This window comes from Rhodococcus sp. NPDC055024, from assembly GCF_053608585.1.
Genome location: NZ_JBSGVT010000001.1, coordinates 1167927 through 1181552 on the forward strand (window position 1 = coordinate 1167927; position 13626 = coordinate 1181552).

Genomic DNA, 13626 nt, shown 5'->3' on the forward strand with positions numbered 1-13626 from the left:
TGAGGGCTCAGTCGGCGAGCTCAGTCGGTGAAACTCAGACCACGTTCGGCGAGTGCTTCGCGCAGAATCCTCAAGGCCTTCGGTCCCATCCCGTGCAAAGCGCCGAGTTCCTTCTCGGACACGGACGTCAGCTGCGCGAGATGGGTGTAACCCGCTGCGATCAGCGCGCGCTGTGCGGGAGCTCCCGTCTTCGGGAAGTCGGTTTCCACTGTGCCCGGATCCGGTTCTGTCACTGGCCAACTCCTCCGTGTGGGTTTTTCACAGTTTAGCGAGCGTCGTGAACGATTTCGGGGCTGCCGATCTTGTCGGGCGTTCGCGGAAGTGCGCGAGCTGCTACGGCAATGCCGATGATCGCGACAGCGGCAAAGGTGAAGAGGAGCAATTGTGCAGAACGAAGCGTCGACGGTTCGCCGATGTTCACCAGCACTCCGGCCAGAGCTGCGCCGAAAGCATTGGCGATCAGCTGAACGGTGTTGATGGCAGCCGAGGCCCGCGCACCTTCCCCGGGATCGGCGACCGAGGTCATCGCGCCGACAGCAAGATGAGGCCAGGCGATGCCGATTCCGACGCCGGCGACCAGCAGTCCGATCACCCACGCGACCATCGCACCGGCGCCGGCGTGCTCGGTGAGAAATGCTGCCATGATGCCCAACCCGATCGCGACGAGGATCGGGCCGCTGACAACGATTCGACGCACGATACGAGGGGTCGTGGCTGAGGCGCTCGGGATTTCGCCGAGAGTCCAGCCCAGAGCGAGTGCGGCGCCGAGGAATCCGGCGGCGAGCGGTGCCAGTCCGGCAAGTCGTTGGCCGAAGAGTGGAATGAATGTCTCGACGGTCGACGCGACGGCGAGGACGACGATGGTCAGGTACACCCATTTGAGAGACGACGCTTTGAACGTCGACGGTGGCAGTACGCCGTGGCCCGAGCGGCGGTCTGCGGCGACAAAAGCGATCAGTAGCAGCACAGCGGAGAGGACCATCCCGGCGGTCACTGCGAGGTTGGACAGAATCCCGGCGACGCTGACCAACAATGCTGCCGCGGTCAGCAGCGCCAGTGAGAGGACCGGTACCGGGCTACTGGCGGTGCTGCCCGGTTCATGCGCTGGTAAGGCGCCGGGAACGAGAGCCGCAACTGCAATCGTCGCGACGACCAGAACGCCGAAAGCCCATCGCCAAGCACCGAATTGAGCAAAGACACCGCCGATCGCGGGCCCGGCGAAGGTGCCGACTCCCCACATCGCCGAAACCAGCGCAGCCCCGCGCGTCCACAGATGTTTGGGGAGCGCGGCGTTGATGACGGCGTAGCCGAGACCGGCCAGCAGGCCACCTCCCGACCCTTGGATCGTGCGGCCGACCAACAGCAACTCCATGGTCGGGCTGACTGCACACACGACGGTGCCGAGCGCGAAGATCGCGAGGCCGATCAGGTAGGCACCGCGCGGTCCCCTGGCTGCGAGGACGTTGGTGACCAGCATCGAGGAGATGACGGAAGCGATGAGAAAGACCGTTGCGGTCCAGGCGTAGTACTGCTGACCACCGATGTCGTCGATGGCAGTCGGAAGCAGGCTGGTCGTCAGGTAGACGTTGGTCGCATACAGCGCGACGCCGCCTGCGAGGACGGTAGCGGTGCCGAGGTATCGACCGCTCAGGAGCTGCCGCCAGGTTCCGGCGGGAGCATCGGTAGGGGAGTGCATGTTGTCGAAGGTAGAATCTCAAGTGCGCTTCAGGTCAATGTTGCGCAGCCATTGGGAGGCAAAATGATCCGCAAGAGTGACGAACTTCTCTCGATCGGTGAGGTCTCGGCGCGAACCGGCGTCGCCGTCTCGGCGGTGCGCTACTACGAAACACTCGGTCTGGTTCCTGCGGAGCGGACGGCAGGAAACATGAGGAAGTTCCCGCGTCACTCGATCCGGCGGGTGTCACTGATCCAGTTGGCAGTCAGGTTCGGGATACCTTTGGCCGAAGTTGCCGAAGTATTCGGGTCGTTGCCGCAGGGGCGAACTCCGACGAAGAAGGACTGGCGCAAGATCTCGACGGAGTGGAATCAACGCCTCGAGGATCGCAAGCAGGCCATCAATCGGATGCAGGACGAGCTGACGGGCTGCATCGGCTGCGGGTGTCTCTCACTCAAGACCTGCAACCTGCTCAACCCGGGAGACGAACTGGGCCGGGAGGGTCCCGGCGCCAGACGTCTCTGAAATGCCTGTCGGTCAGACTCTTTCGCGTGGCCGAGACTGTGCATTCCACCGACCACCGCGACGCTCGATCTCGATGGGATGCGAGAAGCACTCGCTGATGTTCTGGGTGGTGATCACTTCCTCGGCGAGGCCGCCGGCGGTCACGACGCCGTCCTTGATCAGGAGAGCGTGCGTCGTGGTGCTCGGAATCTCTTCGATGTGATGCGTCACGAGGATGCTGGCAAGTGACGGGTTCTGATTGCGGAGGTCGTCCAGGGCCGTCAAAAGTTGTTCGCGTGCAGCCAGATCCAGCCCGGTGGCCGGCTCGTCGAGCAGTAGCAGGCGTGGTTCGACCATGAGTGCTCGGGCGATCAGGGCGCGTCCCCGTTCACCTTGGGACAGGTTAGGCCACAGTGCGTCCGAACGCGGGCGCATGCCGAGGAGATCGATCAGCGCATCGGCATGAGCTTCTTGCTCCGGAGTCGGTGACCATCGCGGCATCACCTCGGTGGTGTTGGTGAGGCCGGTGATCACGACGTTGCGGACCGTGATCGGAATTCCGATCGTGTGACGCGGGTTCACGTGCCCGATGTCCATCCGCAGTTCCCTCATATCGACTCGGCCCAGCTTGTGTCCGAGGACGTAGACGGAACCTCGAGTCGGGTGGGCGGTTGCTCCGAGCAGGCTCAGGAGCGTGCTCTTGCCCGCGCCGTTCGCGCCGAGGAGGACCCAGTGTTGTCCGGGTTCGATCGAAATGTTGATGTCTTTCAACAAGTATCGGCCGTCGCGGACGAGATCCACGTGTTCGGTCGACAGAACTGTGCCGGTGGGGTGTTGCACGAGAACTAACCTCTCTTAGGCGTCGAGCACACGCAGTCGTCGTAGGACGGTGTCGATGTTTGCTCGAGTTGCCGCTACCGCGGCTTCTGGGTCGGCGTCTTGAAGGGCCTCGACCAACTGATCATGGGCATGTGAGGTGTCGGGGACGCCGGCCTCGTGGGCCATCATCTCGACGAGGGATTCACGAAGGAGTGGACGCACCGACGTGAAAAGCGAGAGAAGAACTGCGTTTCCGGACAGCCGAACGACTTCGGTGTGGAAGTCGAGGTCGACGTCGACGAACTTCTCGACATCGCCCTCGAAATGACTGTGTCGCATGGTCAGTCGCCGCCGCAGGCCGTCGAGGTCCTCGGGTTGTACCCGCTCCGCGGCCAGTCTGGCGGCCTCGATTTCGAGTGCGCGACGCACTTCGAATACCTCCAGGATGCGTGAGCGTCGAAGAAGTTTGGTGAATTCGTCGACGTGCTCGAGTTCGGACGCGGCAGCCACGAAGGTTCCGACGCCGTGTCGGACTTCGAGTAGTCCGTCGCGAGCGAGGAGGCGGATTGCCTCGCGAATCGAGGAACGCCCGACGCCGAGTTCGACGGCGAGGGCCGCCTCGCTCGGTATGCGCTCGGACGGCGCCCACGTTCCATGCATGATTCGCCCGCGCAGCAACTGTTCGAGTTGCGGTACCAGCGGACCACTGCGAAGTGTGAATCCTGTGTGGTCGTCGGACACGGCTTGCCTCTCGGGTGGGTACCGAAAGAGTAACAACTCATCAGACGTCTGAGGACTCGGGTGGCCGGTGTGTCGCCGCAGTGTTCACACGGTCGAAGCGTGTCAGTTGCGGGTGACGCCGAGGAGCAGTGCGATCAGGTCGAGGGCCGTCTCGATCTCGGCCTTTTCTCGGCCGAGCAGGGGGGCGTAGAGGTGTACGTCGCAGATGCGGACGAGGGCTTCGCCCAGTACTTGCGGCGAGAGCGTGATCGTCAGCTGGCCGGCGTCGACCTGGGATTGCAGGATTTCGGCGGTTATGGAGGCGGAGATCGATTCGATGGAGCCGGGCATCATCGCGAGTTTGATGAACACCATCGGTTCGCGTTTGGTCAGCGCGCGCAGTTCGGTCGATGATTCCACCGAGCGCATGACGCGGCCGAAGACGTCGAGGATGTACTCCGGACCTTGTCCCGACGCCTGTGACATCGCCTTTCGGTATGTCCGTTCGGTGGCCTCGGCCAGCACTGTTCCGAGCAGTTCGTCGCGGTTGCCGACCCAGCGGTAGAGCGTCGCGCGGCCTACGCCGAGACGTTCGGCGAGCAGCGACATGTCGAGTGGTTCCTCCGCGAGGTACATGCTCGCGGCGGTGTCGATCGCGCGTCGGCGTTCGAGGTCGGTAGGCATCGGGACATTCTCTCCGGTTGTCCGGTACTGCACAATTTCGGCCGTTGAAAAATGGTGAGCCTCGGGGGATCGAGCCTATTGACGAACCTGGCCACGTGAGACACACTAGCTCATTGTCTCATGTTAGTGATGGTGATCACAGTCAGGGGTTCGATCGATGAGTTCAGTACAAACCGTTCGTGGGCCGGTGGATACAGCCGATCTGGGAAAGGTGTTGATGCACGAGCATGTCTTCGTTCTGGGTGAGGAGTTGCGCCAGAACTACCCCGACTACCCCGAACCCTGGGACGAGGAAGTACGGGTAGCGGACGCAGTAGCAAAGCTGACCGAGGTGAAGTCCCGCGGAATCAGCACGATCGTCGATCCCACAGTGATCGGCCTCGGCCGGTACATCCCGCGTATCGCCCGGATCAACGAGCAGGTCGATCTCAACATCATCGTCGCTACCGGCATCTACACCTACAACGACATTCCCTTCCAATTCCATTACACCGGACCGGGATTGCTGTTCGACGGACCCGAGCCGATGGTCGAACTGTTCGTCAAGGACATCAGGGAAGGAATCGCCGGAACCGGTGTCCGAGCCTCCTTCCTGAAGTGCGCCATCGAAGAGCCGGGCCTCACCCCCGGCGTCGAGCGGGTCATGCGCGCGGTCGGACAGTCGCAGGTAGAAACGGGAGTGCCGATCACCGTGCACACCAATCCGCACACTGAATCCGGGTTGGTCGCGCAGAAGGTTCTGGCCGAAGAGGGCGCGGATCTGACCAAGGTGGTCATCGGTCACTCCGGCGACACCACCGATCTCGACTACCTGTGCGCTCTCGCCGATGCCGGTTCGCTACTGGGGATGGACCGTTTCGGGCTCGAACCGTTCCTGTCGTTCGAGGATCGTGTCAACACCGTGGTGGAGATGGCCCGTCGCGGTTACGCGGAGAAGATGGTTCTGGCACATGACGCGTCGTGTTTCATCGACTACTTCCCCAGCGCTGCAAGAGAAGTGGCACTCCCGAACTGGAACTATACCCACATCAGTGATGACGTCATTCCCGCACTGCTCGAACGCGGTGTCACTGAAGACCAGGTCAAGGCGATGCTGGTGGACAATCCTCGTCGGTACTTCGAGAGCTGAGCTATGACCAACGTGTACGAGAGCAAGCCCTGGCTCGCCAACTACGACGCTGACACTGCGCCGAACGTAGACATCGAGCACGTCAACGCCCTCGAGATGTTTCGTGCAGCGCTGGAACGCGATCGCAACGCCCCGATCATCCGATACTTCGACAGGTCTGTCAGCTTTGCCGAACTCGACGAGATGTCGGATGCGCTTGCCGTAGCCCTCGCCAAGGATGGAATCGGGTTCGCAGACAGAGTTTCCTTTGTCCTGCAGAATGTTCCGCAGTTCGTGATCGCGACAGTCGCGGTCTGGAAACTCGGCGCCGTCGTCGTTCCGGTCAATCCGATGTACCGGGACCGTGAACTGTCCACCGTTCTCATCGACAGCGGCGCGGTAGCGGTCATCTGTCTGGAGTCTTCGGCCCAGACGGTTGCGGCTGCGTCTGCGGGCACCGAAGTACGACGGGTCATCACTACGTCCGAACTGGATTTTCAGTCGCGCGACGACGAACGGATCTTCAGTTCGGCGTCCAGGATTCGCCACGAGGGTTTTCCGGACCTACTGGAATTGATCGAGGCTCATCGAGGACAGAAGCCCGGGCGGGTCGAGCTCGGCCCGGAAGACCTCGCCTACCTTCCCTATACGTCGGGAACAACCGGCCCGCCGAAAGGTTCGATGAACACGCACGCGAATGTCGTGTTCGCGGCACAGATCTATCGGGACTGGTTGGGACTGCGGCCAGGCGGCGCGATGTTCGCGGTGGCGCCACTGTTCCATATCACCGGATTGATCGGGCACGTCGCGGCTCCACTCCTGGCCGGCGCGCCCACGATTCTGACCTGCCGATTCCATCCCATCGTTGCAGCGGAATCGATTTCGGAGCATCGGGCCACCGCAATCATCGGTGCGATCACCGTGTTCATCGCGTGGACGGACAGCGCCGCAGTCTCGAAGGAATCGCTGAGTACTCTCGAGTCGGTGTACTCGGGTGGCGCGCCGATTCCGCACGCGGCGTTGGAAGCGTTCCGGTCGAAGTTCGGTCACTACATTCACAACGGTTACGGGCTGACCGAGACGAACAGCCCGGCAATCGTGGTACCGAATTCTCGTGAAGCGCCGGTGGATACGGCGTCGGGAGCGGTCGCCGTCGGTGTGCCGGTATCGAATACGTACGCGGAGGTCGTGGACGAGAACGACAAGCCGGTACAGATCGGTGAGTACGGCGAGATCGTGGTCTCCGGTCCACAGGTCGCACTCGGGTACTGGAACAAGCCGGAGGAAACCGCACATGCCATGCCGGGCGGGCGTTTTCACACCGGAGACATCGGATTCATGGACGGCGACGGCTGGTTCTACATCGTCGACCGGATGAAGGATCAGATCAATGCCTCGGGTTTCAAAGTATGGCCGCGCGAAGTGGAAGATGTTCTCTACGAACACCCTGCCGTGCGGGAAGCTGCCGTCGTCGGTGTCATGGATCCGTATCGCGGCGAAACTGTGAAGGCCTTCGTGTCCTTCAAAGACGGGTCCGAGGCGACCACCGAGGATCTGGTCGAATTCTGCAAGGAAAGGCTTGCAGCATACAAGTATCCGCGCATCGTCGAGATCATGAATGACCTACCGAAAACGGTCAGCGGCAAGATTCTTCGTCGCGAGCTGAGGGTTCCGAACTAGATCTACCTGACCAACGAATTGCCGGCCGCCGTCAAGGTGAGTCGGCCATTCGTCGTGTTGGCTGTCGGAAATCAGTAGGGGATTAAGTCCCCTATGCGGCAATGTATTTCAGTGATTGACATCACTCTTTTTGTATCGCAGACTGATCGCAACGCCACAGAGTTGAAGTTGGTGTCAGTTTCTACTTCTGGCCCGGTTCCGCTTCTCAACTCCCGGCGCGACGAGCGTCCGACCCATCGAGGAGTAACCCATGACGAGATCGGCAGTGGATTCGAGCACGCAGGCAGGGGGCCTGTCCGATCAGGAACGGAAGAAGAAGAAGGCGCACCGCAAACTTCTAGGCGCGGGACTGCTCGGCAGTTCCATCGAGTGGTACGACTTCTTCTTGTACGGAACGGCTGCGGCACTGGTCTTTCCGCATGTGTTCTTCCCCGATTCATCCGCACTGATGGGCACACTGCTCTCGTTCAGTACGTTCTGGGCCGGGTTCGTAGCTCGTCCCATCGGCGGGTTGGTCGCGGGGCATTACGGTGACAAGTACGGACGCAAGCCCGCGGTGGTCACCTGCCTGCTGCTGATGGCTGTCGCAACCTTCCTGATCGGCGCGATTCCGAGCGCGTCGGCGATCGGCGTCGTCGCTCCGATCCTTCTTGTGACGCTGCGATTCATTCAGGGTCTTGCCTGCGGTGGGCAGTGGGGTGGAATCGTCCTTCTTCTCACCGAATCCGCGAGTCCCAAGAAGCGTGGTTTCTCAGGCACTTTCGGTCAGATGGGTGTCTCCTTCGGTGTTGTCCTGGGCAACCTGGTCTTCCTCGTCGCGACCGCGACCATTTCCAACGACGCGTTCCTGAGTTGGGGTTGGCGGGTTCCGTTCTTCGCCAGCGCGCTGCTCTTCCCCGTTGTTCTGTACATCCAGACGAAGGTCGAGGACACGCCGGAATTCCTCGAGCTGCAGGAAGACGCCAAGAAGAATCAAAAGGACGTGGTCGTTCAGGCTCCGTTGGCCCAGGCGCTCAAGGATCACTGGCGCAAGATCCTGCTCGGCTGCGGACTGCTCGCTGCCACCAATGCGCTGTTCTACATCAGCATCGCCGGCGTGCTCAGCTACGGCACAACCGAACTGGGGTTGAAGCGGAACTCGCTGCTCATCATCTCGCTCCTGAGTGCGTTGCTGACCGTCGGAGTGGTGCTGTGGTCCGGGAAGATGTCCGACAAGATCGGTCGTCGTCCGATGATCCTGATCGGCGCCGCGGCGATCGTGGTCTGGGCGTTCCCGTACTTCTGGTTGATCAACACCAAGTCCCTGCCGCTGTTCTTCATCGCGGTGACAGTCGGCAGCGTGTTCCAGTCGATGACCTACGGGCCGATCGCTGCGTACATGGGTGAGCTGTTCGCGCCCAACGTGCGTTACTCGGCAGCATCGTTGGCGTACCAATTGGCTGCGATCACGGTCAGCGGCGGCACTCCGTTCATCATGACGGCACTCATCGCGAAGACCGGGACCACTACATGGGTTGCCGTGTTCGTAGCCCTCATGGGCTTGGTGACCTTCTTCAGTGCCTGGGTGCTGAAAGAGACCAACCCGAAGGAAGTTCGGGACGATCCGAACGCAATTCCGGGCGCGCACCTGTACGCCAAGTAACTCTTTCGGTTTCGAGCAGACGCCCGCTATCGGTCACCGGTAGCGGGCGTCTGACGTATAACTGGAGCATGGCTGCAGCACGCACAGGCTCCGAAGATGCTTCGTCGACAGTGTCACGGGAACTCCCCTCCACTCAGCGTGGTTTGCGTACGCGTCGAGCGTTGATCGATGCGGCCCGCACGGTCTTCGAACGGTCCGGCTATCTGGACTCGCGGCTGATCGACATCACGGTGGAGGCGCAGTGCTCGGCCGGTACCTTCTACACCTACTTCGCGAGCAAGGAAGAGATCTTCGCAGCAGTGATGGAGTTGGCTCGCGAAGACATGATGCATCCGGGTATGCCGCACACTCCGAAAGGCGCGGATCCTGCTGAGGTCATCGCGGCGAGTAACCGCGCGTACCTCGAGGCGTACCGACGGAACGCGAAGCTGATGGGACTGCTCGAGCAGGTCGCGAGCATCGATCCGGAGTTCCGGGTTCTCCGCCTCGAGCGTGCTGACGCGTTTGTTCGACGCAACGCGCGCAGTATCGAGAAGCTGCAGAAAGGCGGTCTGGCGGACGCCAATCTGGATCCGCTACTGACGTCTCGGGCACTCTCCGGGATGATCAGTCGACTTGCGTTCGGGTACTTCGTATCCCGCGGCGGCGAGGACGGCGCCGCCGGAGTGACCTTCGACGGTCTGCTCGATACGGTCAATCGGTTGTGGATCAACACTTTACAATTCTCGCTACACCAAAATTGATATTGACGCCGGGTTCATGTTTGGTGTCTGATGGAGGAATGACACCCACGCGTACGGCAGTGCTCGTCGATTTCGGTGGAGTTCTCACCTCCAGTGTTCTGCAGGCCTTCGCGGACTTCGGAGCTTCGCTTGGTGGTGACCCGCAACTTCCGTTGACCCTGCTCTCTCGTGACGACGTCTCGAAGAGGCTGCTCGCCGATCATGAATCCGGAAAGATCGACCAGGAAGCATTCGAGGCCGGATTCGGGGAACGTCTACGTGCGCACGGCGCCGTCGTCGACAGCGTGGGGTTGGTCGACCGGATGCAGGCCGGGCTGATTCGAGACGAGGAGATGGTGCGTCTGCTCGCAGACGTGCGGGAGGCGGGCCACCCTGTTGCGCTCGTGTCCAACGCTTTCGGGCGTGATTGTTATGCGGGATTTGTCCTCGAAGACCTGGCCGACGAGGTGGTGATTTCTTCGGAAGTCGGGATTCGCAAGCCCTCTCGTCAGATCTACACCATCGCGTGCGAGCGCCTGGGTGTCGCCTCCGAAGATGCCGTGATGATCGACGATCTGCAACAGAACCTCGACGGAGCGGCCCGGTTGGGGATTGCGGGCATTCTCCACACCGACGCGGAAAGTACTCGCAGGCAATTGGAATCGACGTTCGGACTACTGCCCACGCAGTGAAACTGTAGGTTGCTCGGTAATACTCGAATACTGCTGGAACACTTTTGGAGGAATGAATGATTGCTGTCATCGCGGATATCACCGTCAAGGACGGAAGCGGCGAGCAGTTCGAAGCCGTAGTCGCCGAACTCGCCGAAAAGGTGCGCACGGAAGAGCCCGGAACGGTTCTGTATCAACTGATCCGCTCGAAGACGGACACGAACTCCTACAAGTTCATGGAGCTGTATCAGGACGGCGCTGCCATCAAGGCGCACGGAACGTCCGAGCATTTCCAGGCTGCAGGAAAGGCGATGGCACCCTTCCTGGCTGGTGCCCCGCAGATCGAGTACTTCGACGCTCTCTGAGCGCATGGACAGGGCTCTCTGAGCGCATGGACAGGTGAGCCCCGGCGAAATCTCGCCGGGGCTCACCTGTGTTTTCAGTTCTGCTTCTGGGCGAGGAGTTCGGACCGGTCGATCGATCGCTTGAGGATCTTTCCCGTCGAACCCTTGGGGAGTGCGTCGATGAACTGGACCACCCGCGGAATCTTGTAGGCGGACAGACGTTCCCGAGCCCACGAGGTGACGGCATCGGCTTCGAGGTCGGAGCCTGGGCGCACGGCCACCACTGCCGCAACCTCCTCGCCGTAGTAGTCGTCGGGGATGCCGATCACCGCGGCTTCGATGATGTCGGGGTGCTGGTAGAGCACCTCTTCGACCTCGCCTGGATAGACGTTGTATCCACCGCGGATGATGAGGTCCTTGACACGGTCGACGATACGAAGGTCGCCGTCGGCGTCGGTCTCGCCGAGGTCTCCGGTGCGGAACCATCCGTCGGCGGACAGAACGGCGGCAGTGTCGTCGGGGCGCTTCCAGTATCCCTTCATGACCGTCGGTCCCTTGATGAACACCTCGCCCACTGTGCCTGCCTCGCAGACATTTCCGTCGTGATCACGCACCTCGACCTCGGTGCGCGGTACGGCGCGGCCGGTGTAACCGATCTTTGCGACGCGGTCGATACTGTTGAAAGTTCCGAACGCGCTCGTCTCGGTCAGGCCGTAGCCCTCGAGGATCGTGCAGTTGAAACGTGCTTCGAAGGCGCGTGCCACTTCACCGGGCAGTGACGCTCCGCCGGAGATCGCGATACGCAGTTGTTCGAAGTCGGAGCTGTCCACGTCGGCGGCAGCGTGCAGCATGGCATTCCACATTGTGGGGACGCCGGCCATGATGGTGAGCTTGTCTCGACGCACCAGATCGAGCATGGCGGCGGGGTCGAACCGGGCGAGCAGGGACAGTGATCCGCCGCCGGTGAAGGTTGCCATCATGACCGAACCCTGGCCGAAGATGTGGAAGAGTGGCAGTCCGGTTCCGGTGCGGTCCGCGGGGTTTCCGTGGCTGCTCTCGGCGCCGATCTCACCGGCGGACAACAAATTCCCGACGCTCAGCTGAGCGCCCTTCGGGCGGCCGGTGGTGCCGGAGGTGTAGAGAATGGCCGTGGTGTCTGCTGCGTCGCGGTCGACCACGGTTGCCGGTGCATGGTCGGCCTTCGCCGATTCTTCGGTGAGCGTCCACACCGGGACACCACGCGCACTCCCTGCGTCCTGGACTGCGGGGCCGAGCTGATGCCAGGCGATGGCCAGGGAAATCTCCGCGTCGTCCAGAACGTACTCGACTTCGGGTTGCGCCGACATCGTGTTGATCGGTACCACGACACAACCTGCGGCCTGAATCCCCATGTACGCCACGATGAATTCCGGCACCGACGGCGCCGCGAGCAGAACGCGGTCGCCGACGCTCAACCCTTCGTCGCGAATGCGGCCGGCGAACGCCACAGACGTGTCGTGGAGCTGTCGGTAAGTCCAGTGATTGTCCGTGCCGCGAATCGCAATATTGTCCGGAGTGGCTTCCGCGTGACGGGTCACCGGGTCGAGAACGCTAACCATGGTTCTGCCTTTCGGGAGGAATCGACCGATTGTGTGTCCTGGGTCTCACCAGAGCGTACACTTGAATCCGGCGTCAACATCGAGTCTGGTGGGATTGTCCCGAAAATGTGGGGTTGTCCCGGAAATGATGCCGGCCCCGAACGATGACTCGGAAAGATGAGGAGCGCACTGTGCTCGACGACGAATCGCGAATTGCCGCCTTACCGGTGGCTCCGCCCGCGCTGCTCCGAGATCGCCCCACTACCGAGCGGGGAACTCGCACACGCGCAGCATTAGTGGCCGCTGCCCGTACGGTTTTCGAGCGCAGTGGCTATCTCGACGCCCGCCTCATCGACATCGCCAAAGAAGCCGGCTGCGCGACGGGATCGTTTTACACGTACTTCGCGAACAAGGAAGAGGTGTTCGCCGCCGTCCTCGAGGTCGCGCGAGACGACATGATGCACCCGGGTATGGGGCGTGTTGCCGGCGCGGACGATCCCTATGCGGTGCTCGAGGCGAGCAATCGGGCGTATCTGGCCGCGTATCAACGCAATGCAAAATTGATGGGTCTCATGGAGCAGGTTGCCCACATCGACCCGGAGTTCCGGAAGTTCCGCAGCGAGCGCGCCAATGCGTTCATTCGCCGTAACGCCCGCGGGATTGCCGATCTGCAGTCCCGCGGCATCGCGGACGCGACGCTGGATCCGATGACGTCGTCAATTGCTCTGTCCGGCATGGTGAGTCGCCTCGCCTACAGTCTGTTCACTCTCCGTGAGGGTGAGGTGGACGGGCGTTCGCCGGAGTTCGATCAGATTGTCGCCACGGTGACCGACCTGTGGGCGAACGCTCTCAAGTTCCCTGACCGATCCTGACGTGGCGGGTCGCCCCGGCTGCATCGATGTTCGAGCGGCCGGGGCATACCAGTCTCGGTTCAGCTCTTCTCGGTTCAGCTCTTTTCGACGACGCGAGCGACAGATTCGGCGACGACGACGGGCTTGTCGGAACCTTCGCGCTCGACCACCTGGCTCATCTTCACCTGGATTCCGCCGGGCAACTGCTCCGCGGACACGACGGTTGCGCGCATGCGGACCCGCGATCCCACCGGGACCGGGGCGGGGAAGCGCACCTTGTCGTAGCCGTAATTGAGGCTGTGTGCGAAGCCGTCGAAGTGGATGAGTTGGTAGGAGAACTGTGGGCCGAGCGAGAGACTGAAGAGTCCGTGCGCGATGGTGCTGCCGAGCGGGCTCGATGCAGCGCGTTCCGGGTCGACGTGGATCCACTGATGATCGTTCGTGGCTTCGGCGAACGCGTTGATGCGCTCCTGGGTGATGTCGTACCACTCCGTCGGGCCCAGCTCCTGGCCGATGAGCTTCTCGAGCTCGGCGAAGGTGGACGGGCGGACGGGCAATTGGTTTTCAGTCATCGTTATCCCTTTACTCGCAGTTCAGGAGGACGGAACGGGCCGTTCGGGTGAGCGTCA

At 61.8% G+C, this 13626-nt stretch carries 15 protein-coding genes; 8 read left to right on the forward strand and 7 right to left on the reverse strand.

Going from position 1 to position 13626, the window contains the following annotated elements; translation table 11 throughout:
* Nucleotides 1–20 precede the first annotated feature (20 nt).
* Both ACWF6P_RS05340 and ACWF6P_RS05345 read right to left on the reverse strand, forming a co-directional pair.
* On the reverse strand, nt 21–233 hold the full coding sequence (locus ACWF6P_RS05340) for a DNA-binding protein (protein WP_452620269.1): 213 nt from the start codon (nt 231–233) through the stop codon (nt 21–23).
* A 32-nt stretch (nt 234–265) separates the two neighbouring features.
* Nucleotides 266–1696, reverse strand: a complete 1431-nt coding sequence (locus ACWF6P_RS05345) for an MFS transporter (protein WP_452620270.1) — start codon at nt 1694–1696, stop codon at nt 266–268.
* 63 nt (nt 1697–1759) lie between these two features.
* Between ACWF6P_RS05345 and soxR the strand changes: the two genes are divergently transcribed.
* A complete protein-coding gene (gene soxR / locus ACWF6P_RS05350; RefSeq protein WP_283305409.1) occupies nt 1760–2200 on the forward strand; it encodes a redox-sensitive transcriptional activator SoxR in 441 nt (146 codons plus the stop codon).
* A gap of 12 nt (nt 2201–2212) precedes the next feature.
* On the opposite strand, the gene ACWF6P_RS05355 is transcribed toward soxR, so the two are convergent.
* The 3 genes from ACWF6P_RS05355 to ACWF6P_RS05365 all read right to left on the reverse strand — a co-directional run bounded on the left by ACWF6P_RS05355 (nt 2213) and on the right by ACWF6P_RS05365 (nt 4402).
* Nucleotides 2213–3019, reverse strand: a complete 807-nt coding sequence (locus tag ACWF6P_RS05355; RefSeq protein ID WP_452620271.1) for an ABC transporter ATP-binding protein — start codon at nt 3017–3019, stop codon at nt 2213–2215.
* 15 nt (nt 3020–3034) lie between these two features.
* Nucleotides 3035–3739: a FadR/GntR family transcriptional regulator gene (locus ACWF6P_RS05360; protein ID WP_003943086.1), complete on the reverse strand. Its 705-nt coding sequence runs from the start codon at nt 3737–3739 to the stop codon at nt 3035–3037.
* A 102-nt stretch (nt 3740–3841) separates the two neighbouring features.
* Nucleotides 3842–4402: a QsdR family transcriptional regulator gene (locus tag ACWF6P_RS05365; protein WP_003943195.1), complete on the reverse strand. Its 561-nt coding sequence runs from the start codon at nt 4400–4402 to the stop codon at nt 3842–3844.
* A gap of 157 nt (nt 4403–4559) precedes the next feature.
* On the opposite strand from ACWF6P_RS05365, the gene ACWF6P_RS05370 reads away from it, so the two are divergent.
* The 6 genes from ACWF6P_RS05370 to ACWF6P_RS05395 all read left to right on the forward strand — a co-directional run bounded on the left by ACWF6P_RS05370 (nt 4560) and on the right by ACWF6P_RS05395 (nt 10590).
* Entirely contained in the window at nt 4560–5531 is a 972-nt protein-coding gene (locus tag ACWF6P_RS05370; protein ID WP_452620272.1) for a phosphotriesterase family protein, read from the forward strand.
* Between the two features lie 3 nt (nt 5532–5534).
* A complete protein-coding gene (locus tag ACWF6P_RS05375; protein WP_452620273.1) occupies nt 5535–7190 on the forward strand; it encodes an AMP-binding protein in 1656 nt (551 codons plus the stop codon).
* Between the two features lie 250 nt (nt 7191–7440).
* Nucleotides 7441–8832 (forward strand): MFS transporter, encoded by a 1392-nt coding sequence (locus ACWF6P_RS05380; RefSeq protein ID WP_230817335.1) that lies wholly within the window; start codon nt 7441–7443, stop codon nt 8830–8832.
* A 68-nt stretch (nt 8833–8900) separates the two neighbouring features.
* Nucleotides 8901–9575 carry a TetR/AcrR family transcriptional regulator gene (locus ACWF6P_RS05385; protein ID WP_378541979.1) on the forward strand — a complete coding sequence of 225 codons (675 nt, stop codon included), beginning with the start codon at nt 8901–8903 and terminating at the stop codon, nt 9573–9575.
* 38 nt (nt 9576–9613) lie between these two features.
* A complete protein-coding gene (locus ACWF6P_RS05390; protein WP_452620274.1) occupies nt 9614–10246 on the forward strand; it encodes an HAD family hydrolase in 633 nt (210 codons plus the stop codon).
* Between the two features lie 56 nt (nt 10247–10302).
* Nucleotides 10303–10590: a putative quinol monooxygenase gene (locus tag ACWF6P_RS05395; RefSeq protein ID WP_230817338.1), complete on the forward strand. Its 288-nt coding sequence runs from the start codon at nt 10303–10305 to the stop codon at nt 10588–10590.
* 74 nt (nt 10591–10664) lie between these two features.
* Here the strand turns inward: ACWF6P_RS05395 and ACWF6P_RS05400 are convergent, their stop codons facing one another.
* Nucleotides 10665–12167 (reverse strand): class I adenylate-forming enzyme family protein, encoded by a 1503-nt coding sequence (locus ACWF6P_RS05400; protein WP_452620275.1) that lies wholly within the window; start codon nt 12165–12167, stop codon nt 10665–10667.
* Nucleotides 12168–12310: 143 nt separating this feature from the next.
* Between ACWF6P_RS05400 and ACWF6P_RS05405 the strand changes: the two genes are divergently transcribed.
* Nucleotides 12311–13018, forward strand: a complete 708-nt coding sequence (locus ACWF6P_RS05405; RefSeq protein WP_452620276.1) for a TetR/AcrR family transcriptional regulator — start codon at nt 12311–12313, stop codon at nt 13016–13018.
* A 74-nt stretch (nt 13019–13092) separates the two neighbouring features.
* Here the strand turns inward: ACWF6P_RS05405 and ACWF6P_RS05410 are convergent, their stop codons facing one another.
* Nucleotides 13093–13569, reverse strand: coding sequence for a MaoC family dehydratase (locus ACWF6P_RS05410; protein WP_003942878.1), 477 nt, complete (start codon nt 13567–13569; stop codon nt 13093–13095).
* Between the last annotated feature and the right edge of the window lie 57 nt (nt 13570–13626).

What these genes read in the sequence shown, in the direction of transcription:
- ACWF6P_RS05345 (WP_452620270.1), bottom strand. Translation starts at nt 1,696, where the DNA reads ATGCACTCCCCTACCGATGCTCCCGCCGGAACCTGGCGGCAGCTCCTG.
- soxR (WP_283305409.1), top strand. Translation starts at nt 1,760, where the DNA reads ATGATCCGCAAGAGTGACGAACTTCTCTCGATCGGTGAGGTCTCGGCG.
- ACWF6P_RS05365 (WP_003943195.1), bottom strand. Translation starts at nt 4,402, where the DNA reads ATGCCTACCGACCTCGAACGCCGACGCGCGATCGACACCGCCGCGAGC.
- ACWF6P_RS05370 (WP_452620272.1), top strand. Translation starts at nt 4,560, where the DNA reads ATGAGTTCAGTACAAACCGTTCGTGGGCCGGTGGATACAGCCGATCTG.
- ACWF6P_RS05375 (WP_452620273.1), top strand. Translation starts at nt 5,535, where the DNA reads ATGACCAACGTGTACGAGAGCAAGCCCTGGCTCGCCAACTACGACGCT.
- ACWF6P_RS05380 (WP_230817335.1), top strand. Translation starts at nt 7,441, where the DNA reads ATGACGAGATCGGCAGTGGATTCGAGCACGCAGGCAGGGGGCCTGTCC.
- ACWF6P_RS05385 (WP_378541979.1), top strand. Translation starts at nt 8,901, where the DNA reads ATGGCTGCAGCACGCACAGGCTCCGAAGATGCTTCGTCGACAGTGTCA.
- ACWF6P_RS05390 (WP_452620274.1), top strand. Translation starts at nt 9,614, where the DNA reads ATGACACCCACGCGTACGGCAGTGCTCGTCGATTTCGGTGGAGTTCTC.
- ACWF6P_RS05395 (WP_230817338.1), top strand. Translation starts at nt 10,303, where the DNA reads ATGATTGCTGTCATCGCGGATATCACCGTCAAGGACGGAAGCGGCGAG.
- ACWF6P_RS05400 (WP_452620275.1), bottom strand. Translation starts at nt 12,167, where the DNA reads ATGGTTAGCGTTCTCGACCCGGTGACCCGTCACGCGGAAGCCACTCCG.
- ACWF6P_RS05405 (WP_452620276.1), top strand. Translation starts at nt 12,311, where the DNA reads ATGACTCGGAAAGATGAGGAGCGCACTGTGCTCGACGACGAATCGCGA.
- ACWF6P_RS05410 (WP_003942878.1), bottom strand. Translation starts at nt 13,569, where the DNA reads ATGACTGAAAACCAATTGCCCGTCCGCCCGTCCACCTTCGCCGAGCTC.